Genomic DNA, 24,869 nt, shown 5'->3' with positions numbered 1-24,869 from the left:
CATGCAAACCGTAACCTTCCCGCTGGAGGGCGAGCATATCGCCCTGAACGACCTCCTCAAGGTCGCCGGCGTGTGCGATAGCGGCGGCGCCGGCAAGGCGCTGGTGGCGGCCGGTGAAGTCTCGGTCGACGGCGCGGTGGAATCGCGCAAGACCGCCAAGATCCGCGCCGGCCAGGTGGTCAGCGTGGCTGGTGTGAAAATCCGCGTGGTGGCGGCCTGAGGCCGTCGCGTTCGCGAGCACGCCCGGCGGCCGCCCAGTCCGGTCGCCGGGCGTTTTCCTCCAAGCAAAGGAAATGACAATGCCGATCGCATTCTGGTGTGTGCTGCTGGCGGGGATCCTGCCCGTCGTGACGGTAGGCGTGGCCAAGGCGAGCGGACACGCCTACGACAACCACGACCCGCGCGGCTGGCTGGAAAAGCAGGGCGGGCGCGCGCGGCGCGCCGACATGGCGCACCGCAATCACTTCGAGGCCTTCCCCTTCTTCGCCGCGGCCGTGCTGTGCGCCACGCACCTGCAAGCACCGGCGGCGCGCATCGATGAACTGGCGCTGGTCTTCCTCGCCGCGCGCATCCTGTACACCGTGTGCTACCTTGCAGATCGCGCCACCTTGCGCACGCTGTGCTGGACCATCGGCTTCCTGTCGGTGATCGGTATCTTCCTGTTGCCGGTGTTCGTCCACTAAGGACACGCATCATGCGGCTTTCGACAACTGTCGCTTGCGCGCTCTGCCTGCTGGCGCCGTGCCTGCCTGGCGCGGTGCAGGCTGAGCCTGTCAACTTCGCGGTGGACCCGACGCACACCACGGTGTACTTCGCCGCCAGCCACTTTGAGCGGACCTCGGTGCGCGGGCGCTTCGGCAAGATCGATGGCCGCATCAGCTTTGACGAAGCCAGCGGCAGCGGCGCGATCGATTTCACGGTCGATGCCGACTCGGTCGATTCCGGCAACCGCACGCTGGACGGCATCCTGCGCTCAGCCCAGTTTCTCGATGCCCAGAATTTTCCCGTGGTCCGGCTACGCGCGAATCGCTTCGTGCGGGACGGGGACCGGCTGGTGGCCGTGGAAGGCGAGCTGACCCTGCACGGCGTCACGCAGCCGCTGCGGCTGGAAGCCGAGCGCTTCAGCTGCGGCGAGATCTCCCTGTTCGGCATCAAGCGCCACGTGTGCGGCGGAGACTTCCGCGCCGTGCTGTCGCGCAGCGCGTTTGGCATGACGCGCTTCCTGCCGGACGTGGGTGATACAGTGGTTCTGACCCTGTCGGTGGAAGCCACGCCGGCACTGCCGGCGCTGGAGTGACAGCCACGTCACGTTCGCCTTCCTGCCGCTGCGACATGTCGGCCCAGCGGCACCTGAAAACCGGAATTCTTCTGTAGAATCAGCGGTTTGCATTTTTCCGGCCGGCCCTTTCCCGGCCCCCTCCTGAACGGGGAACCCGAGAACAATGATCACGATTCAAGTTGGGGATGTGGTGGCGGCCTCGCTAGCCGCCGCGGGCGCCTGCCTGATCTGCAGCATCCCGATGGCCTTCCTGCGCAATTTCCCCGCGTGGGCGCTGCGCACCTATGGGCGCCGCGCGCTGCTGGTGCCCCTGATGATCCTGCCGGTAGGCAGCTGGCTGGCCAGCCTGGCCCTGTCGGGACAGATCGACAGCCCCGCCGGGCACGCCATGGTGATTGCCCTCGCTTTTCTCTGCCTGACGCTGGCGTCGGCGCTGCTGCGCTACTACCTGAGCGATTACAAGAAATCCCGCTGAAGCGCCGCCAGGCCCACCGTGAGCACGCCCCTGCGCTTTGACATCGAGGCCGGCGCCGAAACGCTGGCCGCCGACCGCATCGACGCCGGCAACGGCGCGAGCTGCCTGCTGCTGCACGGCGCGGGCACCAGCCACCGCGCGCGCTGGCTGGCCTTGCGCCAGGCGCTTGCCGCGCGGGGCGTGGGCAGCGTTGCCATCGATTTTTCCGGCCACGGCGAAAGCTCGGCGCGCACGCCCAACTCGCTGGCCAAGCGCCTGCGCGAGGCCCAGGCGGCGCTGGCGCACCTTGACGGCACCGCCCCCCGGGCCGTGATCGGTATCAGCATGAGCGGGGAAATCGCCGTGCGGCTGGCCGCCGACCGGCGCAACCATATCGGGCGGCTGCTGACGCTGGTGGGCGCCGCCTATGACCCGGCCGCGTTCGAACTCCCGTTCGGCCCGGCCTTTACGGCAGTGCTGCGCACCCCCGGCAGCTGGCGCGCCTCGCTCGCCTTCGACCTCATTGCCGGGTTCGGCGGCCGCCTGACGCTGGTGCGCGGCGCCGAGGATGCGGTCATTCCGCCCGGCATCGCCGATACGCTCGCCGAACGCGCCGGCCTGGCCGAGCGCGTGGAGGTGATCGACCTGCCAGATACCGGCCACTTGCTGGGCGAGGCCTGGCAGAACCATCCCGGCTTTGCCAACCGGCTGAGCACGATCGCGCTACGCGCCGTGGGCGCCTGAGCGCGCACTTGAAAGTCCGGCGCGAGATCGCCCCGCCCGATTCACGTATGATGCGGCCTTTCGCTTCTCGCAGCCTTTGCCGCCCCCGCTTCCTTCATGGCTCTTAAATCCACCATCTACAAGGCCGAACTGTCCGTCTCCGACATGGATCGGCCCTACTACGGCAGCCACGCCCTGACCATTGCCAAGCACCCGTCGGAAAACGACGCGCGCATGATGGTGCGGCTGCTGGCCTTTGCCTGCGAAGCCAGCGATACCTTGACCTTCACCCGCGGCCTGGACGAGCCCGACGAGCCGGACCTGTGGGAAAAGACCCTCACCGGCGACATCGCACACTGGATCGAGCTGGGCCAGCCCGACGAATCGCGCCTGAAGCGCGCCGCGGCCCGTGCCGATCGCGTCACCGTGTTCACCTACAATGGTGCGAGCGCGCGTGAATGGTGGAAGGGCATGGCCGGCAAGGCGGGCAAGCTGCGCAACGTGACCATTTACAATGTGCCGGCCGAGGCGGTAGAAGCACTTGCTGCCCTGGCCCAGCGCGCCATGCGGCTGTCGGTGACAATCCAGGATAGCGAGATCTGGGTCAGCGACGACGACCACAACGTCCGCATCACGCTCGAAGTCCTGCAACAGCCCGCGGGCTGAGCCAAACCCGTTCAACCAATCCGCCCGGTGCGGCCGGTTTGCCGCCGGCCTCACCGAACCCGTGACCCTCGCTGATACAGCACAAGGAAGCCATCCATGAATACCACTCCCTCCGGCCTGCAATTTGAAGACACCGTCACCGGCGAAGGCGCCGAAGCCACGGCAGGCAAGCATGTCACGGTGCACTACACCGGCTGGCTCTACGAAAACGAGCAAGCCGGCCGCAAGTTCGACTCGAGCAAGGACCGCAACGACCCGTTCGTGTTCCCGCTGGGCGCCGGCCACGTCATCCGCGGCTGGGATGAAGGCGTGCAAGGCATGAAGGTTGGCGGCACCCGCCGCCTGGTGATCCCGGCCGAGCTGGGCTACGGCGCGCGCGGCGCGGGCGGCGTGATCCCGCCCAACGCCACGCTGCTGTTCGAAGTGGAACTGCTGGCGGTCTGATCGCCTGGCCGCCGCTGCGGCAGCGGCCGATCGCATCCATCCGCACCTTGCGCGGATCGCACAAGAAAGAGGGGCGCCCACCGGCGCCCCTCTTTGCATTGCGCCGCGGACAGGCCGCGATCAGAAACTGATCGCGGCGTTGCCCACGTCGACCCGGACCTTGTCGCGGTCCAGCAGGCGGGCAGCGTGGCGGGCGTAGTTCTGGGCCCACGCGGCATCGCCGCTGAAGCGCTGCTCGCCGGAGAACTTGGCCACGCTGAGGATCTTGTCGATCACCAGCACTTTGCCGACCGGACTGGAGGCCTGGCAATCGAGCTCGGCGTACTCGCGGTCGAACCAGCGCCAGCCAGCATCCTCGGTGACCGCCGCCAACTCTGCGTCGCCAATGGTGAAGCCAAATTCCTTGCCGGTACCGAAAACTACCGTGAGCGTGCGCGCCATAGCCTGTTCTCCTGGTTGATGCCCCATTGTAAAGACATAGCAGGCGATACCGCCACCTTGCCCGGCAGATAGTGCCAGTCCGCGACAGGAATCCCTGCGTCAGCCAGACAATTCGCAGCGCGGCGCCAGCACCGCCTGCGCCACCTCGGCGCCGGGCTGCTGCGCGAAGGCAACCCAGGCCAGCTTGTGCGGGTCGGCCCCGGTTGGCAGCGGCACGCTGCCCGACCAGGCCAGCCCCTCGGCCGGCACCGCGAAGGGGCCCAGCCAGAGCCGCACGACACGCTCATGATGCAGCGTGGCGCCTTGGTTCTCGCCGGCCTTCACCGACGACACCAGCCCGTCCTCGACCAGCGCGGCATAGGCCTGCAGTGGCCCGGAGCGGGCCGCGGGCGTCACGTTCAGCTCGACCTGCACTTGCCCGGCGGAGAGCGCCTGCCAGCCCAGCCGAAGCGAGGCGCCGGGCGCTTGCGCGTTGATCTCGGCGACGCGCGCCGCGACCTCGCCTGCATCGTGCCAGCGGCGCTGCTCGCGCGCGCCGACAAACACCTCGGGCGTATATACCGTATGACTGCCGACGGCGCCCGCCAGCGTGCGCTGGCGAGCGGTGAACACCGGGCTGGCAAAGCGGTCGCGCCAGCCCAGGCTGTCCCAGTAGTCGACGTGCAGCGCCAGCGCTAGTGCCTGCGAGGCCGGCAGCCGAGCGGCCTGCGTGCCGAGCCAGTGATCGGCCGGCGGACAGCTGCTACAGCCCTCCGAGGTGTAGAGCTCGATCAGCGCTAGCCGCTGGGGCGGGCTGTCGTGCAGGCATGCTGCCGGCACGGAGCCTGCCGTCGCGCGCACCGGGCCGGCCAGCGCGGCGAGCATCAGCACCGGTGCCCAGCGCACAGGCCAAGACCTGGGCTTGCAGGATTTCCGCGATGGGGTGCGCGGCCCGGCTGCCCGGTGCGCGATGGCATTGGCCTGCGCCCATTGTTCGAGATGCTTGTGCATGCTGGACCTCCGAAGGCTGCCTGACCGTTGTCAGTCGCATACAGCCTGCCGGACCTTACAGACATTTCTGCGTGCCATGTGGTTTCCATGCCGCCTGCCGCGCAGCTTTGGATTATGCTTGCATCATGGCCATCACCCGACAAGATCTCGAAACAGATCGGCTGCGTGCTTCTCTTTGCAGCACGCCGGTGGCTTCCTCGCTACTTCCCGAAGAAGCTTTCGAGCGTTCTCTGCGCGCTACGCTGGACCAGCGGCCGGATACGCCCGGGCTGGCCGGCGATGTCCTGCTGTTCGGCTATGGCTCGCTGATCTGGAACCCGATGGTGATTCACACGGACCGCCAGCTGGCTACCGTGCATGGCTACCACCGCGGCTTCTACCTGTACTCGCGCATCAATCGCGGCACCTGGGACGACCCGGGCCTGGTGCTCGCGCTGGACCGCGGCGGCTCGTGCCAGGGCGTCGTCTTCCGCATCCCCCATCACATGATCGAGCAGGAATTCCGTCTGCTGTGGCGCCGCGAGATGCTGACCGGCGCCTACCATCCCCGCTGGCTCAATGTGAAGATGAACGGCAGCCCGCGGCAGCGCGCCCTGGCCTTCGTGATGAACCGCGAGCACGAAGCCTATGCCGGACGCTTGCCGGACGACCGCGTGGTGGCCTGCCTGCGCCACGCCTGTGGCCTGTATGGCCCGGCCCGCGAGTACCTGCAACAGACGCTGCTTGGCCTTGCCACCAACGGGGTCGACGACCCCTACCTGGGCCGGCTCTGGCGCCGGCTGCAGGATACGGATGCCACGGCCGCACAGGCTGTCAGCGAACCCGCCTGACCCAGGATCGACCAGGATGCCACGCCCTGCTGCCCGCCCCCGCCGACTGGTGCTTGCCGAAGTGCTGGGGCTGACCGGATTGCTGATGGGCGGCGCGCTGCTGGCCGGACCCGGCGGATCGACGCTGGCAGCGCGCCCTGCCAGCAATGGCCCGGCCCAGTCATCGCCGCGCTCGCATGGGCAAGGCTCTGCGGGCTCCGCCGCTGCCGCGCACGATGGCGTTGGCGGGCTCGACCGCAATCTCCTTGCCGCGGCAACGCTGGGAGATCTCGAACTGGTCAAGCGCTTGCTGGCTTCGGGCGCTTCCGCCCAGGCCGCCGACGAACGCGGCCGCAGTGCCTTGCTGGTGGCGGTCTATAGCCGCCATACCGAGGTAGCCAAGGCGCTGGTGGCGGCGGGCGCCGATGTCAACCGCAAGGACATGGAATCCAACAGCCCCTTCCTGCTGGCCGCGGCCACCGGGCAGCTCGAGCTGGTGCAACTGGCGCTGGCGCATGGGGCCGACCTCAACAGCACGGACAGCTACGACAACACCGCCCTGATCGCCGCGTGCGAGCATGGCAATACCGAAGTGGTGAAGGTATTGTTGAAAGCCGGTGTGGCGGTCGACCATATCAACCGCCAGGGCTGGACCGCCTTGCTGGAGACCATCGTCATGGGCGACGGCAGCGCGCGGTATGAAGACACCGTGCAGTTGCTGCTGGATGCGGGCGCGGACGCCAACCTTGCCGACCGGGATGGCACCACCCCAACCCGGCACGCCCGCGAGCGCAGCTACAAGACCATGGTGAAGATGCTGGTGCGCGTGCGCGGGCACTGACGCGGGCACGGACGTGCCCGCGCATCCCGCCGATGCGACGCTACCCGCTCGGGCCACTCAGGCCGCTGGCTTCGACTCCGCGCTGCGCGCGTTCTCGCTTTCCTGCAGCGCGCGCCACATCACCTTGCCCGTGCCCGACTTGGGCAGCGCGTCGACAAACTCCACCACACGCGGGTACTTGTAGGCCGCCATGTTTTCCTTGGCCCATTCGATGATTTCCTCGGGCGTGGTCTTGCCCTTGGCATGCGTCTTGAGCACCACCACCGCCTTCACGGTTTCGCCACGATACGCATCGCGCGTGCCGATGATGCAGGCCTCTTGCACGTCGGGGTGCTTGTACAGCAAGTTCTCCACCTCTGCCGGCCACACTTTGAAGCCCGACGCGTTGATCATGCGCTTGAGCCGGTCGGTGATGAAGTAGTAGCCCTCTTCGTCCATGCGGCCCAGGTCGCCGGTACGGAAGAAGGTCTTGCCCTCGAACTCGATGAAGGCATCGCGCGTGGCATCCGGCTTGCCCCAGTAGCCCTTGAACACCTGCGGGCCGCACACGATGATCTCGCCAGTCTCGTTGACCGCCACTTCCTTGAGCGTGACCGGGTCGATCACGCGCGCGTCGGTATTGAAGGTGGGCACACCCAGGCACTGCAGCTTGGGCCGCTCGCCCGGATTGCTGTGGGTCGGCGCCATGGTCTCGGACAGGCCATAGCCTTCAATGTAATTAAGGTCGAACTGCTGCTTCAGGCGCTCTGCTACCGCCTGCGGCATGGCCGCGCCGCCGCCGCCGATATAGCGCAGGCTCGACAGGTCGAACTGGTCCAGGTTCGGGCTGCCCAGGAAGTCGATCACCATGGTCGGGATGTTGGTCCAGTGCGTGATCTGGAAGCGCGAGATCAGCCGGCCCGCGACTTCGCGGTCCCAGCGCGGCAGCATCACCACGGTAGCTCCGCTGTAGATCGGGCCGTTCATGCCGTACTGCATGCCGGTCACGTGAAACAGTGGCAGCACCGCCAGGATCGTCGATTCCGCGCCGCTACCGCTCCAGATGCCGCCGCCGATCACGTTATGCATGACGGAGCGGTGGGTGTGGATGCAACCCTTGGGAAAGCCGGTGGTGCCCGAGGTGTAGGGCATCACCGCCATATCGTCCGGGCCCGCGGTATGCGGGCCAGGCACCAGTTGCGCGGCAAGCGCCTCGGCCCAGGGGGTGGCGCCGGCCGGCAGCGGATGCTGCGTGGTCAGCCAGGCGCCTGGAGCGTCTTCGGGGTTCTCGTAGCTGGCCGGCAGCGCATCGCTGTATTGCGTGACCAGCAGGTGCTGCAGGCGCTGCTCGGGCGGCAACTCGTTATTGGCCTGCTCGGCGCCCATGGCCAGATCCGCGCTGCAGATCGCCACGCTGGCCTGCGCGTCGGTGATGTAGTGCTTGAACTCCTCAGACCGGTTCATCGGATTGACCGGCACGACCACGGCATCCGCGCGCAGGATCGCGTAATAGGCAATGATGAACTGCGGGCAGTTCTGCATATACAGCAGCACCCGGTCACCCTTCTTCACGCCAGCCTTTTGCTGCAGCCAGCCCGCCATGGCGCTGGCCTGGGCTTCCAGCGCCCGGAAGGTGATGGCGTTGCCGAAATACCGGATGGCCGCCTTGTCGGCGTAGCGATGGGCGGAGACCACCAGGTTGTACCAGAGCGAGGTCTCCGGCAGCACGATCTTGGTGGGCACGCGCTTGGGCCAGAACTGGAAATGCGGGCGCGCGGGCTGGGGGGTCTGCATAAAGGTCTCCTGTGCGGTCTATCCGACCTGGTCTTGGATGCGAGGCGAGAGATGAATTTGTCGAAACCAGCAATCAGTCAAGCAATATAACCGAACGACCGTTCTTTTTTCAATCCATCGCTTACCCTTGCCTGCACCGGCATCCATGCCGCGCGGCGTGCAAAGGTTGCATTCGGCGGGGCGGTCCCAATATGAGACACAAGACGTCTTTGCGCGAGTGGAGCCATTCGCGCCGGCGTTCCACACTCCGAGGCCAAGCCATGAGCGACGTAACCCTGCAGAATTTTGACGCCGACGTGATCGAGACGTCGCGCCACATCCCCGTGCTGGTGGATTTCTGGGCCCCGTGGTGCGGCCCTTGCCGCACCTTGGGGCCGATGCTGGAAAAGCTTGAGGGCGAGGCGGCCGGCAAATGGCGGCTGGCCAAGGTGAACGTGGATGAGAACCAGGAGCTGGCATCGCATTTCGGCGTGCGCAGCATTCCCCACGTGGTGGCGTTCGCCGACGGCCAGGCGGTGGACCAGTTCACCGGCGTGCTGCCGGAATCCGGGCTGCGCGAGTTTGTTGCCCGGGTGATGCCCGACCCGGGCAGGGTGGCCCTGCGTGCTGCCCGCGACGCTGCCGGCGCGGGCGACCGCGAGGCGGCCAGGTCGGCGTTCCAGGCGGCGCTGGCATTCGATCCTGGCTTTGATGCCGCTCGCCTTGAATACATCGGTTTCCTGCTGGACGAGGATGCGCTGGACCAGGCCCAGTCGGAGTTCGGCATGTTGTCCCCCAACGCGGCCCAGGAGGACGGCTACGCTGCGCTCTGCACCCGGATCGAGGCCATGCGCGGTGCCTCGGACCTGCCCGACGCGGCCACCCTGGCGGCCCGTGTCGCCGACGCCCCCGGTGACCTGCAGGCGCGGCTGGACCTGGCGCGCGCGCTGATCGCGCATCGGCAATATGAGCCGGCGCTGGAGCAACTGCTGGCCATCGCGCGCACGGATCGCACCTTCGAGGACGATATCGGCCGCACGGCCATGCTGTCGGTATTCAAGCTGATGAGCGACCAGCCTGACGTGGTGTCGCGCTATCGCCGGCTGCTGGCCTCGGCGCTCAATTAAACTGGCGGGTGAACGCGGCGGGCCGGGCCCGCCGTTTTATTTCCCTGCAACCGCCCTGTTACGCCGTGACTGCCTCCCCGCCCCGCCTGATCGACTTCCAGACCGACCCCGAACCGCTTCCCAGCCACGATCGCCCACGCCCGGACCGGCTGGTTGCCGGCAACCCGGACCGCACCACCTGGACGCACTACAGCGCCAGCCAGGGCGATTTCGAGTGCGGCATCTGGGCTTGCGAGCCGGGCGCGTGGCGCATTGCGTTTCCGGCTGGCAAGGAGGAGTTCTTCCATGTCATCAGCGGCCGCCTGCGCATCAGCGACGACGCGGGCAACGCCCGTGAATTCGGGCCCGGCGACGCCTGCGTGATCCCGGCCGGCTTCACCGGCCTGTTCGAGGTGCTCGAACCGGTGCGCAAGCACTTTGTCGTGCTGGACCGGGCTGCCGCCGACGCCAGCTAGGCAATCTAGGCCATCCAGGCCATCCAGGCCATTTAGCCCGCCTGCTCCGAGGGCGCCTCGATCAGGCTAAAGCCGTTCTCGCGCATGTGGTTGACCATCATCGCGTCCATCGCCTTCACGTGTTGGTCGAACCAGCCGGGCAGCTCCGACAAGAGCCGCCGGCCCAGCGCCAGGTCGCCCTCGGCCACCTTGTCGCGCACCGCACCGGCCACCGCCAGCACCTGCTCGTGCTCGCCGCGGTGGCAATGCTGCGGGCCGAAGGCCATCGCCTCCATCCACGCTTCTTCCTGGCCGAAATGATGGCGGGTGTGGTCGATCCACTCGTCCAGGGCTGCCAGGAAGCCCGCATCGTCGGCGCGCGTGGCGGCATCCAGCAGTTGGACGAATTCGGCGTGGGTGGCATCGGTGACCGGCTCGCCCAACAACAGGTCGGGGGCCAGCGTGGCGGTGCCAGGCGAAGAGGAATCGGTCATATCGGAAGGGACAACATCGCGAAAACCGCAAGGATACCGAATCCGCGGCGGCCCGGACTGATCCAGGACAAACCGCAGCGCCGCCAAGGCCGGCGGCACGCGCAGGGTATGCTCAGGGCTGGCTCCATCACCGCACCAGGCTGATTCCTGGCTTCCCATGCCCCGACTGCTCTTCTTCTGCGGCCATGCCGGCACCGGCAAGACCACCCTGGCCCACCGCCTGATCGGCCCACTGATGCAGGCCACCGGCGAGCCGTTCTGCCTGCTCGACAAGGACACGCTCTACGGCGGCTATAGCGCCGCCGCAATGGGCGCGCTGACTGGGGACCCGAACGACCGCGACAGCCCGACCTACCTCAAGTACCTGCGCAATGCGGAATATCATGGCCTGCTGGATACCGCGCGGGAGAACCTCGCCCTGGGCATCAGCGTGATCGTGGTGGGCCCGCTATCGCGCGAGGTGCGCGACCACCTGCTGCACGATCCCGAATGGCTGCACGTGCCCGCCGGCACCATCGTGCGCACCCTGTGGGTGCACCTGCCGGAGAACGAGGCGCATGCGCGCATCGTCAAGCGTGCCAATCCAAACGATGCCTACAAGCTGGCGCACTGGGACGACTACCGCACCCGGCGCTTCATGCCCGAGCCGGCGCAGTACCCCGAGTTGGCCTACTTCGACAATACGGCGCCGGACGACGCCGCGCTGAACGCCCTGCTGGCCACGCTCGCGGCGTAGCCAGCCGCCGCGATGCTCAATCCGGCGCCGTCGAAACGTCCGGCGCCGTGAGGGCGGCCAGCACGCTGGACGCCGCCACCATCCCGAACACCGCGGTGACCGCCACCGAGGAGCCGAAGCCGGCGCAGGCCAGGCCCTGCGGGCCGGCCGGCGGCTCAGCCGAGGTGCCTGGCGCGGCTTGCGGGGCCTCGTCGATCTCGCACAACTGCTGCTCGGGCTCCGGATAGCGCAGCGGCTCGTCGGAGAAGACCGCGTCGATGCCGAACTTGCGCTTGGGGTTGCGCGGCCAGCCCCAGTCCTTGCGCAGGGTGGAGCGCACCTTGGCCAGCAGCGGGTCCTGCACGGTGCGGGAAAAGTCCACCACGCGGATGCGGGTCGGGTCGAGCTGGCCGCCGGCGCCGCCGCAGGTGATGATGCGCCGGCCCACGCGGCGGGCCCAGCCCAGCATGGCGATCTTGACCTTGACCGAGTCGATCGCATCAATGATGTAGTCGTGCCCGTCGAGCAGTTCGACCAGATTCTCCGGGGTCACGAAATCGTCCACCTCGGTTACCCGGCAGCGCGGGTTGATCTGCACCATGCGCTCCGCCATGGCCTGCACCTTGGCGCGGCCATAGGCGTCGCCCAGCGCGTGGATCTGGCGGTTGGTGTTGGATACCGCGATATGGTCCAGATCGATCAGCGTGACGCGGCCGACCGCGTTGCGCGCCAGCGCCTCGGCCGCCCAGCTGCCCACCCCGCCGATGCCGACCACGCAAACGCTGGCCGCCTCCAGCCGCGCCAGGCCCGCCGCGCCGTACAGGCGCGCCACGCCGCCGAAGCGGCGGTGGTAGTCGTCATCCTCCGGGCTCTCGTGGGTAAGGGCCGGCGGCAGTTGCGCCAGCTCCGGTTCCGGCTGGGTGGAGATTGCGGGGACGGGGTTGCTCATTTCTACGCTCGAAGCTGGCTGAATTGGAGGACACTGCGGGGGAAAAGCGCGCGTTGCCGCACCTTGTCAGCCAAGCGCCGACAGGGGAGCGGGGCGCGCAACTATACAATACCCACAGCAGTGGTTCGACCGCCGCATTGTCTCGCAGAGTGCGCGCGGCTGCCGGCGCCAACCAGGAAACCGATCCCATGCCCCTGCGCCGCAAGGCCGTTCTCTGGAGTGTACTGACACCGCTGGTGCTGATCGCGGCGCTTGTCGTGATCATTCTGACCTTCGACTGGAACCGCCTCAAGCCGTGGCTGAACCAGAAGGTTACCGAGGCCATCGGCCGGCCCTTTGCCGTCAATGGCGACCTCACCCTGACCTGGCGCAGCGCCGAGGGCGAGACCGGCTGGCACACCTGGGTCCCCTGGCCACGCCTGTCTGCCCGGGATATCACCGTCGGCAACCCGGAATGGGCACAGGAGGCCAACTTTGCCACCGTGCGCGAGCTGATCTTCGTGCTACGCCCGCTGCCCCTGCTCTCCCACCAGATCTCGATCCCCAGCATTACCGTCGACAGCCCCGCGGTCTGGCTGGAGCGTCTGGCCGACCAGCGCAACAACTGGACCTTCGTCACGCCCGCCGGCAAGGCGCCATCGCCATGGCGGCTCGACATCGGCGAGATCTCGCTGGCGCGCGGCGACCTGGCGCTGGACGACAAGGCAATGAAGATTGAGCTGCAGGCGCGCCTGGACACCATCGGCGACGCCGCCCTCTACGACAAGACCCGCGACGGCGCCCTGATCGCGCCCCCGGCATCCGGCACGGCCGGCGCCGTCGGCCAGCCCGGCAGCGCCGGCCAGCGCTATGGCCTGCGCTGGAAGGCCACGGGACGCTACAACCAGGCCACCATCAACGCCACCGGCAAGGCCGGCACCGTGCTGAGCCTGCGCGATACACAGGACCCCTTCCCGCTGCAGGCCGATGTGCGGGTGGGCAACACCCGCGCGGTCGTGGAGGGCACGCTGACCAACCCCGCCCACCTGGGCGCGCTCGACATGCACCTGCAGCTGTCCGGCGACAACATGGCCAAGCTGTACGCGCTGACCGGCATCGTGCTGCCGAGCACTCCGCCCTACGAGACCCGCGGCCGGCTGGTTGCCACCTTGCGCAAAGGGGCTTCCGTGTACCGGTACGACAAGTTTTCCGGGCGCGTCGGCGGCAGCGACCTGAACGGCTCGCTCACCTACACGCAGCGCCAGCCACGCGCCCTGTTGTCGGGCGAACTGGAATCGAAGCAACTGCGCTTTGAGGACCTGGCTCCGCTGATCGGTGCGGACGCCAAGCCCGGGCAGGCAGCATCCGACAGCACAGTGCGCCAGCCCGCCGACAAGGCGCTGCCGGTGGCGCCGTTCCGTACCGAGCGCTGGGACAGCATCGACGCCGACGTGAAGTTCACCGGCAAGCGCATCATCCGCACCGCCGACCTGCCGATCACCGACCTCGTCACCCACCTCAAGCTCGACGATGGCGTGCTGACACTGGACCCGCTGAACTTCGGCGTGGCCGGCGGCAACCTGATGTCCTCGCTGCAGCTCAACGGCAAGCGCGAGCCGCTCGCCGCCACCATCGACATGAAAGCGCGCCACCTCCAGCTCAAGCAATTGTTCCCGAAGTTCGAGTCGATGCGCGCCAGCGTGGGTGAGGTCAATGGCAGCGCCAAGCTGAGCGCCACCGGCAACTCGGTGGCGGCCTTGCTGGGCTCGTCCAATGGCGAGGCCAAGCTGCTGGTGGAAAACGGCACGGTCAGCAAGTTCCTGCTCGAGGCGATGGGCCTGAACGTGGGCAGCGTGGTGATCTCCAAGCTGTTCGGCGACAAGCCGGTGCAGATCCATTGCGGCGTCAGCGATTTCAGTTTCACCAACGGCGTGGCGCGCTCGCGCGTCTTCGTCATCGACACCCAGGACGCCGTGATCGACACCAGCGGCGCCATCGACCTTGGCAGCGAGCGGCTAGCGCTCACCGTGCGGCCGGATTCCAAGGGGCTGCGCATCTTCTCGCTGCGCTCGCCGCTCTATGTGGGCGGCACGCTGAAGAAGCCCTCGGTCAGCCCGGACATCGGCGTGCTGGCCTTGCGCGCCGGCGGCGTGGTGGCACTGGCGCTGGTCGCGCCGGTGGCCACGGCAGTCCTGCCCCTGATCGATCTATCGGCTGCGCCCGACAGCCAGTGCGGCAAGCTGCTGGCGGAGATTCGCACGCGCCCGACCGCGCCGCCGCCGGGGCAGGCCTACCGCGACCCGAAGACCGGCAAGACCAGCCAGGCGGCCGGCCCTGCCCCTTCGCCGGACGCGCAAGCCACGCCCGCCGCCTCGGCACCGGTCAAGCCCACTGCACCGTCGCGCCCCGGCGCACCCGATCGGCCAGCACCAGGCAATACGCTCTATCAGGGCGGCTGACCGGCGGTGCGCCGCTCGGTTGCAAGCCGGGCGTTGCCTGCTTGCGACACCTTGCGACACCTTGCGACACCCATCCCGCCGTCGACGCAATTACGCAACACTTTGGTGCATTGCAATGCAAGGCATCGTTGTGCATCGCCCACATTCGGCCGCATAATTAAACGGCCATTTACAACGAAGTTTCCAATACGTGGCATGAAGCGGATGTCTGGCTCCGATGCATTTCGAGGCTGGCGTCCTTCTCAGGGTGCGGTTTCGGCCGCACTTGTTTTTCCCGATTTCCCCTCCAGCCCCCGCCCCTGCATGACGCCGCTACATGCCACCGTCCCGCCGATCGGCTGCCTGATCGCCCTAACGGTGTGCAACCACGTAGCCTTCAATGCCAGCCGCGTCGTGGTTTCACTGTTTGCCCTCTCGCTCAAAGCCTCGACCGTCACGCTCGGCATCCTGATGTCGCTTTATGCGTTGCTGCCGATGCTGCTGGCGATCCATGCCGGCAAGCGCATCGACGAGATCGGGCCACGCAAGCCGATGACCGCGGGCTCATTGATGGTGGTCGCGGGCACGCTGCTGCCGGCGGTGTGGCCGGGCATCGCGGCACTCTACCTTTCCTGCGCGCTGATCGGCGTCGGCTTCATGCTGGTGCAGGTCGCCATGCAGTTGCTGATTGGGCAGATTTCCACCGATGGCACGCGGCTGCGCAACTACACGCTCCAAGCGCTGGGATTCTCGTTCTCCGGCACGCTGGGCCCGGTGATGATGGGCTATGTGATCGAGCACGCTGGCTACCGCCCGGCTTTCTTTGTGCTGGTGGCGGTAGCGGCCGCAGGGCTGGTCGGCCTGTACTTCATGCGCGGGCGGCTGCCGGCACACGGCGGGCGCGCCGCGCGCGGCGCCATCGTGGACGGCACCCGCAACTCCACATTGGGCTTGCTTGCCCACCCGGAGTTGCGCGCGGTCTTTATCGCCAGCGCGGTCCTGTCGGCGGCCTGGGACCTGCACGCCTTCCTCATTCCCATCCAGGGCACCCGGGTTGGCCTTTCGCCGTCGTCGGTCGGCTGGGTGCTGGGTGCCTTCGCCATTGCCACCTTCGCCATCCGTGTGGCAATGCCGCTGGTGTCGCGCCGGCTCTCGGAGTGGAAGGTGATTCGGGTCGCGCTGCTGGTCGGGGCGGTGGCCTACCTGCTCTACCCCTTCGCGGCCGAGTTCTGGCTGATGTGCTGCCTGGCCTTCCTGCTGGGCCTGGCGCTCGGCAGCGCACAGCCCAACGTCATGAACATCCTGCACACGGCCTCGCCCACCGGGCGCGCCGGCGAGGCCCTGGGATTGCGCTCGGCCGTGCTCAATACCAGCCAGGTGGTGTGGCCGCTGACCTTTGGCGTGGTCGGCACGGCGCTTGGCATGCTGCCGATTTTCCTGTCGATGGCAGGGGCAATGGGCGTGGCCGGCTATTACTCGCGTGGCCAGGCCCGCAAGCTTCCCCAGCCGCCGGCCTGAGGCGCCCACGGCATCGCGCATGAGTTGCTTAGGCGCAAATGCGGTCCGCTGCGCTTTCGCTATACTCAAATCAGACAGGCCGCCGGCGCCGTGCATGCTTGCCCCGCGCGCGGCCTGCTGACTCGATACCTGATCCGACATGACCCAACTCGCCGACCTCCGCCGCACCTACGTACTCGGATCGCTGTCCGAATCCGACGTGGCGTCCGATCCCATCAGCCAGTTCCAGCGCTGGTTCGATGAAGCCATCCACGCCAAGCTCCCGGAACCCAATGCCATGACGCTGGCCACCGTCGACGCCGACGGCCAGCCCTCGGCACGCATTGTGCTGCTCAAGGCCATGGACACCCAGGGCTTTACGTTCTTCACCAACTACGAAAGCCGCAAGGGCCTGGACCTTGCCGCCAACCCGCGCGCGGCGCTGCTGTTCCACTGGGTGCAGCTGGAGCGCCAAGTGCGCGTGGAAGGACGCGTTGAAAAAGTTACCGATAGCGAAAGCGATGCTTACTACGCGACGCGTCCGCTCGGCTCGCGCCTCGGGGCATGGGCCTCGGAGCAGAGCCGCGAGGTGGCGGACCGCACGGTGCTGGAGCAGCGCGAAGCGGATTTCCGCGCCAAGTTCGGCGATAACCCGCCGCGGCCGGCGCACTGGGGCGGGTACCGGCTGGTGCCGACCCGCATCGAGTACTGGCAGGGACGCCCGTCGCGCTTGCACGACCGGATCGCCTACCGCCTGGCGCCGGACGGCAGCTGGCAAATCGTGCGTCTGTCGCCCTGAGCGCCATGAGCCGCGGTGCCGCGGTGCCGCGGTGCCACCGGTTGCCGAGGCCGCGCACTGCACAAAATTAGGAATTGTCGTAAAGTAAGTCAGGGTCGCTTTCCGGTTTTGTGAGGAAGCGGCCACCAGGAGCAGGCCCCGCCTGCCCTGTGCTGTAGTTCGAGGAGTGTGCCGCAACCATCAGGAGGGAGGCCGCATGTTTTTCAAGCAAGCACTGGACAAGCAACTGGACCACTGGATCGCCGATCTGCGCGACCGGGCCAATCTCCCTGTGAGGCTGCGGCTATGGAACGGCAACGAGTATCCGCTCGGCCGCTTCGATCATCCCGCGGTGACCCTGACCATACGCGAGGCGGGTGCCCTGCCCCTGCTGCTCACGCCCAGCCTCGACAATCTCGGCGAAGCCTATGTCCAGGAAAAGATCGACCTGGACGGCACGCTCAGCGACATCATCGCCGTGGCTTACCGCTTCTCGGCTGCCGCCAGCGCGCAGGCCGGTGGCGCACTGGCACGGGTGGCCCAGCATTTCGCCCACACCAAGGCGGCGGACAAGGCCTCGATCCAGTATCACTACGACGTATCCAACGCGTTCTACCGGCTCTGGCTGGACCCGGGCATGGTGTACTCCTGCGCCTACTTCGAGCATGGCAATGAAGACCTTGCCACCGCCCAGCGCAAGAAGATCGACCACATCCTGACCAAGATCCGGCTGCAGCCCGGACAGACCTTGCTCGACATTGGCTGCGGCTGGGGCGCGCTGGTCATCCGCGCGGCGGAAAAGTTCGGCGCGCGCTGCGTGGGCATCACGCTGTCGCAGAACCAGTTCGACCTGGCGACCGAACGCGTCAGGCAGGCGGGCCTGTCCGACCGCATCGAGATCCGTTTGCAGGATTACCGCGACACGGCCGGCACCTTCGACCGCATCACCAGCGTCGGCATGTTCGAGCACGTCGGCAAGGACAACCTGCCCGCCTATTTCGGCCGCATGCGCGAGTTGCTCGCCGATGATGGCTTCGCCATGAACCACGGCATCACGTCGCCCGACCCCGACAGCGGCGCCACGCCCATGGACGGCTCCGAGTTCATGGACCGCTACGTGTTCCCGCAGGGCGAGCTGCCGCACATCGGCATGGTGCTCAACACCCTGCAGCGCGGCGGCCTGGAAGCCACCGATGTAGAGTTGATGCGCGGCCACTACCGGCGCACGCTGCAACATTGGGCGGACAACTTCGAAGCGCAGGGTGATACCATCCGGGCCATGGTGGGCGAGAAGAAATACCGCATCTGGCGCGTCTACCTGGCAGGCTGCGGCCATGCCTTCGATACCGACCAGATGTCGATCTACCAGGTGGTTTGCCACAAGGCCGGCCTCTCGTCGCAGAGCTTGCCCTGGTCGCGCCGCTACATCTACGACAAATCGCTTGACTGAAAATCGGCTTGACTGAAGACCTGTTCGGCGGCCTGCTGGAGCCGCCAGGGGTGGCCGCTGCCGGCGCCGCACCACTTGCCGGAGCTTCCCCGACCGCTGCCGCCAAACCATCGCGCGGCAAAAGTGTACTGGCGCCGGCCCCGGACCCTGCCCTGCTCGCGCTGGCCGAACGCCTGCCGGCCGGGCTGCATCTCGGCACATCATCATGGTCCTATGGCGGCTGGAACGGCCTGGTCTACCAGGGGGAGTACACCGACAGCCTGCTCTCGCGCAAAGGACTGGCCGCCTACTCGCAGCATCCTTTGCTGCGTGCCGCCGGCATCGATCGCGGGTTCTACGCGCCGATCCCGCTTGCCGACTACGTTGCCTACGCGGCCCAGGTGCCCGCGCACTTCCGCTTCCTGATCAAGGCACCTGCCAGCGTTTGCGATCCGTGGCTGCGCACGTCCGAAGGCGCCGGCCGGCTGGCCAACGCCAGCTTCCTCGATGCCGAGATCGCCGCGCGCGATTTCATCGCGCCGGCCACCGCGGGCCTCGGCGCCAAGTGCGGGCCGCTGCTGTTCCAGCTTTCCCCGCTAGGTGCGATGGCCACCGACAGCGCCGGCTTCCTGTCGCGGCTCGACGCCTTCCTCGGCGCCCTGCCCACGCTCGACGCCGCCACGACACCGCACGCCTGCTACGCTGTGGAGTTGCGCGATGCCGCCTTGCTCACGCCGCGCTTCATCAAGCTGCTGCGCGCACGCGGCGTGCGTTTCTGCCTGTCCGCGCGCGAGCGCATGCCGCCGGCCGAACGGCAACTGCCAGCACAAGCACTCATGGACGAGGGCGCACCAGGACCGCTGGTGCTGCGGTGGATGTTGCATGCGGGCTTTGCCTACGAGCAAGCCGAATCCCGCTACGCGCCGTTTGACCGGCTGATCGACGAAGACCCGCATACCCGCGCGGTGATCGCCGAGCAGGTGGTGCGCACGCTGCGCGCGGGCCAGCCCGCCTATGTGATCGTCAGCAACAAGGCGGAAGGCTCGGCGCCGTTGACTTGCGTGCGGCTGGCCGAGGCCATTGCCGAGCGCCTGGAAGCAAGCTGAGCGCAGGCCCGGCGCATCAGCGATTCAGGTGATGCGCGAACTTCTGCCGGAACTTGGCCAGCTTGGGTGAAATCACAAACGAGCAATAGCCCTGGTTCGGGTGGTTCTGGAAGTAATTCTGGTGGCCTTCCTCCGCGCGCCAGTACGGTTGCGTGGGCTCGATCTGCGTCACCAGCGGCGCATCGTAGAGCTTGTGCTCCGCCACCTCCCGCATCACATACTCGGCCATGGCACGCTGCGGCTCCGTGTTGGTGAAGATCACCGAGCGGTACTGCGTGCCGACATCGTTGCCCTGCCGGTTGAGGGTGGTGGGATCGTGGATGGCAAAGAAGATCTCCAGGATCTCGCGGAACTTGATCACCGTGGGATCGAAGGTCACGCGCACCACTTCGGCGTGCCCGGTGTCGCCGCTGCACACCTGCTCGTAAGTCGGATGGTTTACGTGGCCGCCGGTATAGCCCGACTCCACGGCCCGTACGCCCTTGACTTGCTGGTACACCGCTTCCAGGCACCAGAAGCAACCACCGCCCAGCGTGGCAATCTCATGCTCGTTGTCCATCTTGATCTCTCCGGCTCATGACTATAGGTAGCATACTCGTTCGCCACCCTTCACGCCGCCCGAGACTGCAATGGACGCCGCGCCTAACGGATCGGCAAAGCGACCGGCCGGATCGGCGCGGCGTCGGCCCCGCGGAACTTCAATGAGGCGCCGATAAAAGCGAACTGGTAGACGCGCTCGCGCGACAAGGCCTCCAGGTTCACCAGCTCGATGATCGGTGCGCCCTGCTGCGCCAGCAAATAAGTATGGACCGGGATGTAGTTGTCGGGCACCTCCGCCGGGAACGTCTCGAAGCTCAGGTTATCGGCCCCCACAACCATCGCGCCCCCTTCCTCGACCAGGAACCTGGCTGCATCCAGTCCCAGTCCCGGCGGGTTGGCCATATAGGCCTGGGCGTTTTCATAGTGCTGCATGCGCCCGGTGCGGATCAGCACCACATCGCCCTGCTCCAGCGCCACGCCTTGCTTGTCCAGCGCTTCGCGCAGGTCCTTGCGCGTCACGCGGTAGTTGTCGGGCAGCATGTCCAGCCCCTTGGCCGCGGCCACGTCGATCAGCACGCCACGGGCGACGATCGGCGGCAACTTCTCCGCGCCTGTCACTTTCCAGCCGCGATCGCCCAGGTGCTCGGCAGCGAAATAGCCATTCCAGATCTTGCCGTTCAGGCCGAAGTGGTTCAGCGCATCGATATGCGTGCCCATGTGGGCATACATGGAAACCGCCGAGCCGCTGTAGCTGACATGCCGGTTCATCGCCTCGCCCACCTGCATGGAATCAGCCACCAGGTTGCCGTGCGGGGTATGGGTCATCCACATCTGGTAGGGCGGATCGCCGGCGGCCTGCCAGCTCGGCATGCCGATGAAGTAGTCCACCGCCAGGTCGTAGGCCTGCGTGCCGGAAACCCGCGCCATGATGGCGGCGCGCGAGGCCGGGGTAATCAGGTTGAGGCGGCCGATCTCATCCTTAGGGCCCCAGGGGCTGACGCCCACCTGGGGCGCCGCGCCAGCGGCGCCGCTCAGTAGCGCGAACAGCAGCGGCAGGGAAAAAGCGGCCAGGCGGCGCGTGGCGCTGGCGGCAGGGGTAAGACGAAAGGACATAGTGGACTCCTGACTGGATTGGCGGTTTCCACAGCAACGTGGAAGGCATGCCGCCATCCTATTAGGCACGTGATGGTAGATAATCTGCAAATTCAGACAAACATATTCAACCAGCAGGAAAATATATGGATCTGCTCGCGGCGATGCGCACCTTCCGGCGCGTGGTGGAACGCGATAGCTTCAGCCAGGCTGCCGCCGATCTCGGGCAGTCGACCGCCGCGGTCAGCAAGCAGGTGCGCCAGTTGGAGGCGCGCCTGGGCGCGCTGCTGATCCAGCGCACCACGCGCCGCATGCGCCTGTCGGAAACCGGCCGCGCCTACTTTGCCGAGTGCTGCCGCCTGCTCGACGAGCTCGATGCGCTGGAGCGGGCCACAGCCGCCGGCACGGATGAGATCAGCGGCCGCCTGCGCGTGAACGCGCCGCTATCGTTCGGGCTCAAGGTGCTCTCGCCTCTGCTGGTGACGTTCATGGCGCGCTATCCGCAGGTACAGGTCGAGCTGACCCTGGACGACCGCTTGCTGGACGTGGTGTCGGAGGGCTTCGACGTCTCGCTGCGCATCCGCTCTGCATTGACGGACTCGTCCCTCATCGCGCGGCGGCTGGGCAAGGTAGAGCAAACCATCTGCGCCGCCCCCGCCTACCTGGCAGCGCGCGGCACGCCGCGCACCGTCGAGGATCTGCGCAACCACGACTGCCTGGCCTACCAGCTGGCCGACTATCCCGGCAGCTGGCACCTGGAAGGGCCGCAAGGCACCACCAGCATCGAAGTGCCCGCGCGCTTCTCGGCCAACAACAGCCTGCTGCTCAGCGATATGCTGCTGGCCGGGCTAGGCATCGGCGCGCTGCCCTCATTCATCGCGCTGCCCCTGCTGGCGCGCGGCGAGCTGGTCAGGGTGCTGCCGGAGCATGCGCTGGCCGGCCGGAGCATCTATGCGCTCTATGCCAGCCACCGGCACCTGCAACGGAAGGTGGGCGCGTTCGTGGCGTTCCTGGCCGAGGCTCTGCAAGGCCAGCCGGACGCTAGCGCAACGACGCCGCCACCATCGCCCGCAACTGGGGCTTGAGCACCTTGCCAAGCGCGCTCCTGGGCAGGCTGTCCACCAGCACCACCCGCTGCGGCAGCTTGAACCGCGCAATCGATAGCGCCAGCGTTTCACGCAGCGCCTCTGGCGCCAGCGCGGCGCGATCCGCGCCGGCGGCAGCCACCACGACGGCAACCGGCACCTCGCCCCAGCGCGCGTCCGGCAGCCCCACCACCGCGCAATCCAGCACGCCGGGCAGGCCCAGCAGCGCGTTCTCGATCTCGGCCGGATAGATGTTCTCCCCGCCCGAGATGATCATGTCCTTGCTGCGGCCGACCACCTCGATGCAACCATCGGTATAGCGATGCGCTAGGTCTCCCGAGCGGAACCAGCCATCGCGGAAATCCGGATGCTCCGGCTGCCGCCAGTAACCCTGCATCAGGTTGGCGCCCGCGAGCCAGAGCTCGCCCACTTCGCCATCGGCGACCGCAATGCCTTGCGCATCGGCTAGCCGTACCTGTACCTCCGGCTGGGGCCAGCCGGCATAGCCGGGCCGGGCCTTGGCCTGGTCCAGGCGCAGCACGACCGATACGGGACCGGTCTCTGTAGCGCCGTAGACCTGCCCGAGCGGGACGCCGCGCGCATGGAAGGCATCGATGTACGCGCGGGGAATCGGCGAGGAGCCAGCCATCACGCCGCGCAGCGAAGAGAGGTCCGCGCTTGGCCAGCCGGGATGTTCCAGCACGGCGCGCAGCGTGGCTGGCACCATCAGCGACAGCGTGGGCTGCGTCTGCGCGCACGCATCGAGCCAGGCATCCGGCGCGAAACGCTGGTGCAACGTCACCTGCGCCCCGGCCAGCAATGCCGGCAGCGTCTGGATGCACAAGCCGCCCACATGGAACAGCGGCAGCACGGACAGCACATGGTCGTCCCGCGTCATGCCGTGCGCCCACCAGCTCGCGCGCGCGTTGGCCAGCAAGCCGGCCTGCGTGTGCAGCGCGCCCTTGGGATGGCCTGTGGAGCCGGAGGTGTAGACCAGTAGCAGGGGCGCCTCGCCGGGCGGCTGCGATGGCCTCGGCAGGGGCGTGTCCAGCGGCGCCGGCCGGTCGATCAGGCTATCGATCGGCGCCCGCGCGGCAGGCTCCGGCAGGGCGGCTGCCACCGCCGCCGCAGCCTGCGCGTGCGGCGCATCGTGGAACAGCAGGCGAATGCCCGCATGCGCGGCGATGGCGCTCAGCTCCGGCACGGCCAGCCGGAAGTTCAGCGGCACGAAGATGGCCCCGAGCCTTGCGCACGCGAACAGGATGGCGAGCTGCAGATCGTGGTTCAGGCACAGCGTGCCCACGCGATCGCCCGGCTGCACGCCCCAGGTGCCGGCCAGGTGTGCGCAGACGCGTTCCACGCGGCGCCACAGCTTGCCATAGTCGATGGTGTAGCCGAGGCTATGCAGCGCCGGGCGCAGGGGCGCGGCACTGACATGCGCATGCAGCGTGCGCAGCAGCGCGCCCGGCTCCGGCGTGCCAGCGAACAGCCGGTTGGCGCGCTCGCTCATTCGTCGCGCTCGCCCGACTCGTACAGGGTCTCGCGCCCCATGCGGTCCAGGATCAGCTCGGCGGTCCAGGGCAGCATCAGCGCGCCGCAGCGCGAATCGCGATAGAGCCGCTCCAGCGGCAGGTCCTTGAGCATGGACTGGCCGCCGCAGGTGCGGATCGCCAGCCGGGCGATGTCGTTAGCGCCTTCCATCACGCTGTAGTGCGCAGCGTACAGCCGCATGCGCGCATCCTTCCCCGGGCTGGCGCAGGCTTCATGAATCACGCGCCAGAAGATCGAGCGCATGTTCTCCAGCTGGATGCGCATCTGCGCCACGGCGATCTGCTTGGTGGGATACATGCGGCGCTTCACCGGCGGCTGGCCCGGCACTTCGCCGCGCAGGTACTGCACGGTGAAGTCGTATGCGGCCTGCGCCACGCCGAGATAGGTCGGCGAGAGCGTGAAGAACATGGCTGGCCAGGTCTGCGCCGCTTTGTAATAGACGCCGCGCGGCATCAGTTGCTCCTGGTCGGCGACGAACACATCCTTGAGCAGCAGCGTGCGCGACACCGTGCCGCGCATGCCCATCGGGTCCCACTCTCCGGTCACGGTGAGGCCTTCGGCCTCGCCCGGCACCGCGATGTAGAGCGTTTCGCGCATATCGGGCGAGTGGTCCGCGCACTCCTCCGTGCAGAGGATGCCGTAGTAGTCCGCCGCGCCCGACAGCGACGCAAAGATCTTGCGGCCATTGAGCACCCAGCCGCCTTCGACCTTGCGTGCGCTGGTGCCGAAGGGCGCGCGCCCGGCTGCGGCGGCCGAGCCCTCCGAGAAGGGCTGAGCGTAGATCGCGCCGTCCTTCACCACGCGCGCAAAGTGCAGCTCGCGCCGGGCCTCGTGCTCGGCGCGCTGCTCGGGCGTCATGGCGATGCCGTCGGCCAGCATGCCGGTCCACATGGTGGAGCAGATGTGCATGTTGTAGGTCAGCGCGGTGGCGCCACAAAAGCGGCCGATCTCCGCGCCCACCATGCAATACGTGGCGAAGTCCGCGCCCTCTCCGCCAAACTCGCGCGGCACGCACAAGGCCAGCAGGCCGGCCTCGCGCAGATCATCATAGTTGGCAAAGGGGAAGCTGGCCTCGCGGTCCCACTGCGCCGCGCGCGGGGCAAAGCGCTCGCGGCCAAGCCGGTTGGCGAGCGTCAGCAGGCGCTCCTGCGCCTCGGTGAAATCGGCGCTGCCGACGGCGGGGATGAAGTCCAATGGCATGATCGTGTCTCCCGGGCATCGGCCACACGCGTGGCGATGCCTCGATGTTCTTGTGG

The 24,869-nt window shown here is 67.5% G+C and carries 27 protein-coding genes; 18 read left to right on the top strand and 9 right to left on the bottom strand.

Annotated features, from left to right (window positions below; translation table 11 throughout):
* Position 1: 1 nt before the first annotated feature.
* The 7 genes from AC1RQK_RS21210 (at position 2) to AC1RQK_RS21180 (ending at position 3,566) form a co-directional block, all read left to right on the top strand.
* Entirely contained in the window at positions 2-220 is a 219-nt protein-coding gene (locus AC1RQK_RS21210) for an RNA-binding S4 domain-containing protein (protein ID WP_043348411.1), read from the top strand.
* A 79-nt stretch (positions 221-299) separates the two neighbouring features.
* On the top strand, positions 300-683 hold the full coding sequence (locus AC1RQK_RS21205) for an MAPEG family protein (protein ID WP_492810968.1): 384 nt from the start codon (positions 300-302) through the stop codon (positions 681-683).
* Positions 684-694: 11 nt separating this feature from the next.
* Complete coding sequence (locus tag AC1RQK_RS21200; RefSeq protein WP_492810966.1) at positions 695-1,297, top strand: YceI family protein; 603 nt, start codon at positions 695-697, stop codon at positions 1,295-1,297.
* A gap of 145 nt (positions 1,298-1,442) precedes the next feature.
* Positions 1,443-1,754, top strand: a complete 312-nt coding sequence (locus AC1RQK_RS21195) for a hypothetical protein (RefSeq protein ID WP_441634391.1) — start codon at positions 1,443-1,445, stop codon at positions 1,752-1,754.
* A gap of 18 nt (positions 1,755-1,772) precedes the next feature.
* Positions 1,773-2,477 (top strand): alpha/beta hydrolase, encoded by a 705-nt coding sequence (locus AC1RQK_RS21190; protein ID WP_492810964.1) that lies wholly within the window; start codon positions 1,773-1,775, stop codon positions 2,475-2,477.
* A 96-nt stretch (positions 2,478-2,573) separates the two neighbouring features.
* Positions 2,574-3,122, top strand: coding sequence for a YaeQ family protein (locus AC1RQK_RS21185; RefSeq protein ID WP_043348422.1), 549 nt, complete (start codon positions 2,574-2,576; stop codon positions 3,120-3,122).
* Positions 3,123-3,218: 96 nt separating this feature from the next.
* Positions 3,219-3,566 carry an FKBP-type peptidyl-prolyl cis-trans isomerase gene (locus AC1RQK_RS21180; RefSeq protein WP_006162999.1) on the top strand — a complete coding sequence of 116 codons (348 nt, stop codon included), beginning with the start codon at positions 3,219-3,221 and terminating at the stop codon, positions 3,564-3,566.
* 120 nt (positions 3,567-3,686) lie between these two features.
* On the opposite strand, the gene AC1RQK_RS21175 is transcribed toward AC1RQK_RS21180, so the two are convergent.
* The gene (locus AC1RQK_RS21175) at positions 3,687-4,007 is read right to left on the bottom strand and encodes a hypothetical protein (protein ID WP_492810961.1); all 321 of its coding nucleotides are present in this window, start codon (positions 4,005-4,007) and stop codon (positions 3,687-3,689) included.
* A gap of 99 nt (positions 4,008-4,106) precedes the next feature.
* The gene (locus tag AC1RQK_RS21170; RefSeq protein ID WP_492810959.1) at positions 4,107-4,997 is read right to left on the bottom strand and encodes a DUF1223 domain-containing protein; all 891 of its coding nucleotides are present in this window, start codon (positions 4,995-4,997) and stop codon (positions 4,107-4,109) included.
* Between the two features lie 125 nt (positions 4,998-5,122).
* Between AC1RQK_RS21170 and AC1RQK_RS21165 the strand changes: the two genes are divergently transcribed.
* Positions 5,123-5,827, top strand: coding sequence for a gamma-glutamylcyclotransferase (locus tag AC1RQK_RS21165; protein WP_253928705.1), 705 nt, complete (start codon positions 5,123-5,125; stop codon positions 5,825-5,827).
* 16 nt (positions 5,828-5,843) lie between these two features.
* The gene (locus tag AC1RQK_RS21160; protein WP_492375097.1) at positions 5,844-6,647 is read left to right on the top strand and encodes an ankyrin repeat domain-containing protein; all 804 of its coding nucleotides are present in this window, start codon (positions 5,844-5,846) and stop codon (positions 6,645-6,647) included.
* A gap of 57 nt (positions 6,648-6,704) precedes the next feature.
* On the opposite strand, the gene AC1RQK_RS21155 is transcribed toward AC1RQK_RS21160, so the two are convergent.
* Positions 6,705-8,420 carry a long-chain fatty acid--CoA ligase gene (locus AC1RQK_RS21155; RefSeq protein ID WP_492375096.1) on the bottom strand — a complete coding sequence of 572 codons (1,716 nt, stop codon included), beginning with the start codon at positions 8,418-8,420 and terminating at the stop codon, positions 6,705-6,707.
* A gap of 260 nt (positions 8,421-8,680) precedes the next feature.
* On the opposite strand from AC1RQK_RS21155, the gene trxA reads away from it, so the two are divergent.
* Positions 8,681-9,526 carry a thioredoxin gene (gene trxA, locus AC1RQK_RS21150; RefSeq protein ID WP_492375095.1) on the top strand — a complete coding sequence of 282 codons (846 nt, stop codon included), beginning with the start codon at positions 8,681-8,683 and terminating at the stop codon, positions 9,524-9,526.
* Between the two features lie 65 nt (positions 9,527-9,591).
* The gene (locus tag AC1RQK_RS21145; protein WP_492810955.1) at positions 9,592-9,981 is read left to right on the top strand and encodes a cupin domain-containing protein; all 390 of its coding nucleotides are present in this window, start codon (positions 9,592-9,594) and stop codon (positions 9,979-9,981) included.
* Positions 9,982-10,013: 32 nt separating this feature from the next.
* Here the strand turns inward: AC1RQK_RS21145 and AC1RQK_RS21140 are convergent, their stop codons facing one another.
* Positions 10,014-10,454 carry a bacteriohemerythrin gene (locus AC1RQK_RS21140; RefSeq protein ID WP_174422549.1) on the bottom strand — a complete coding sequence of 147 codons (441 nt, stop codon included), beginning with the start codon at positions 10,452-10,454 and terminating at the stop codon, positions 10,014-10,016.
* A gap of 157 nt (positions 10,455-10,611) precedes the next feature.
* Here AC1RQK_RS21140 and AC1RQK_RS21135 point away from each other — a divergent pair, with 157 nt between their 5' ends.
* Positions 10,612-11,190, top strand: a complete 579-nt coding sequence (locus tag AC1RQK_RS21135) for a P-loop nucleotide/nucleoside kinase family protein (RefSeq protein ID WP_416049340.1) — start codon at positions 10,612-10,614, stop codon at positions 11,188-11,190.
* A gap of 16 nt (positions 11,191-11,206) precedes the next feature.
* On the opposite strand, the gene tcdA is transcribed toward AC1RQK_RS21135, so the two are convergent.
* Positions 11,207-12,118, bottom strand: coding sequence for a tRNA cyclic N6-threonylcarbamoyladenosine(37) synthase TcdA (gene tcdA, locus AC1RQK_RS21130; RefSeq protein ID WP_492810953.1), 912 nt, complete (start codon positions 12,116-12,118; stop codon positions 11,207-11,209).
* A gap of 188 nt (positions 12,119-12,306) precedes the next feature.
* Between tcdA and AC1RQK_RS21125 the strand changes: the two genes are divergently transcribed.
* From AC1RQK_RS21125 to AC1RQK_RS21105, 5 genes are all read left to right on the top strand, one after another.
* Positions 12,307-14,556, top strand: coding sequence for an AsmA family protein (locus AC1RQK_RS21125; protein WP_492810951.1), 2,250 nt, complete (start codon positions 12,307-12,309; stop codon positions 14,554-14,556).
* 303 nt (positions 14,557-14,859) lie between these two features.
* On the top strand, positions 14,860-16,053 hold the full coding sequence (locus AC1RQK_RS21120; protein ID WP_492387202.1) for an MFS transporter: 1,194 nt from the start codon (positions 14,860-14,862) through the stop codon (positions 16,051-16,053).
* Positions 16,054-16,192: 139 nt separating this feature from the next.
* The gene (gene pdxH / locus AC1RQK_RS21115) at positions 16,193-16,831 is read left to right on the top strand and encodes a pyridoxamine 5'-phosphate oxidase (protein WP_174422553.1); all 639 of its coding nucleotides are present in this window, start codon (positions 16,193-16,195) and stop codon (positions 16,829-16,831) included.
* A 196-nt stretch (positions 16,832-17,027) separates the two neighbouring features.
* Positions 17,028-18,260 (top strand): class I SAM-dependent methyltransferase, encoded by a 1,233-nt coding sequence (locus AC1RQK_RS21110; RefSeq protein WP_416049344.1) that lies wholly within the window; start codon positions 17,028-17,030, stop codon positions 18,258-18,260.
* An 8-nt stretch (positions 18,261-18,268) separates the two neighbouring features.
* Positions 18,269-19,345: a DUF72 domain-containing protein gene (locus AC1RQK_RS21105; protein WP_492810948.1), complete on the top strand. Its 1,077-nt coding sequence runs from the start codon at positions 18,269-18,271 to the stop codon at positions 19,343-19,345.
* A 16-nt stretch (positions 19,346-19,361) separates the two neighbouring features.
* Here the strand turns inward: AC1RQK_RS21105 and msrA are convergent, their stop codons facing one another.
* The gene (msrA, locus tag AC1RQK_RS21100; RefSeq protein WP_492375090.1) at positions 19,362-19,904 is read right to left on the bottom strand and encodes a peptide-methionine (S)-S-oxide reductase MsrA; all 543 of its coding nucleotides are present in this window, start codon (positions 19,902-19,904) and stop codon (positions 19,362-19,364) included.
* 83 nt (positions 19,905-19,987) lie between these two features.
* Positions 19,988-20,998, bottom strand: a complete 1,011-nt coding sequence (locus AC1RQK_RS21095) for a cyclase family protein (RefSeq protein WP_492810946.1) — start codon at positions 20,996-20,998, stop codon at positions 19,988-19,990.
* A 125-nt stretch (positions 20,999-21,123) separates the two neighbouring features.
* Here AC1RQK_RS21095 and AC1RQK_RS21090 point away from each other — a divergent pair, with 125 nt between their 5' ends.
* A complete protein-coding gene (locus AC1RQK_RS21090; RefSeq protein ID WP_492375088.1) occupies positions 21,124-22,062 on the top strand; it encodes a LysR family transcriptional regulator in 939 nt (312 codons plus the stop codon).
* On the opposite strand, the gene AC1RQK_RS21085 is transcribed toward AC1RQK_RS21090, so the two are convergent.
* Complete coding sequence (locus AC1RQK_RS21085; RefSeq protein WP_492810944.1) at positions 22,019-23,572, bottom strand: class I adenylate-forming enzyme family protein; 1,554 nt, start codon at positions 23,570-23,572, stop codon at positions 22,019-22,021. The two genes, AC1RQK_RS21090 and AC1RQK_RS21085, sit on opposite strands and share 44 nt — an antisense overlap.
* Positions 23,569-24,813, bottom strand: a complete 1,245-nt coding sequence (locus tag AC1RQK_RS21080; protein WP_492810943.1) for an acyl-CoA dehydrogenase family protein — start codon at positions 24,811-24,813, stop codon at positions 23,569-23,571. The genes AC1RQK_RS21085 and AC1RQK_RS21080 overlap by 4 nt, the downstream gene beginning before the upstream one ends.
* Positions 24,814-24,869: the final 56 nt, after the last annotated feature.

The organism is Cupriavidus sp. GW822-FHT02D05, assembly GCF_058802485.1.
This window is presented reverse-complemented; position numbering and strand designations above follow the sequence as displayed.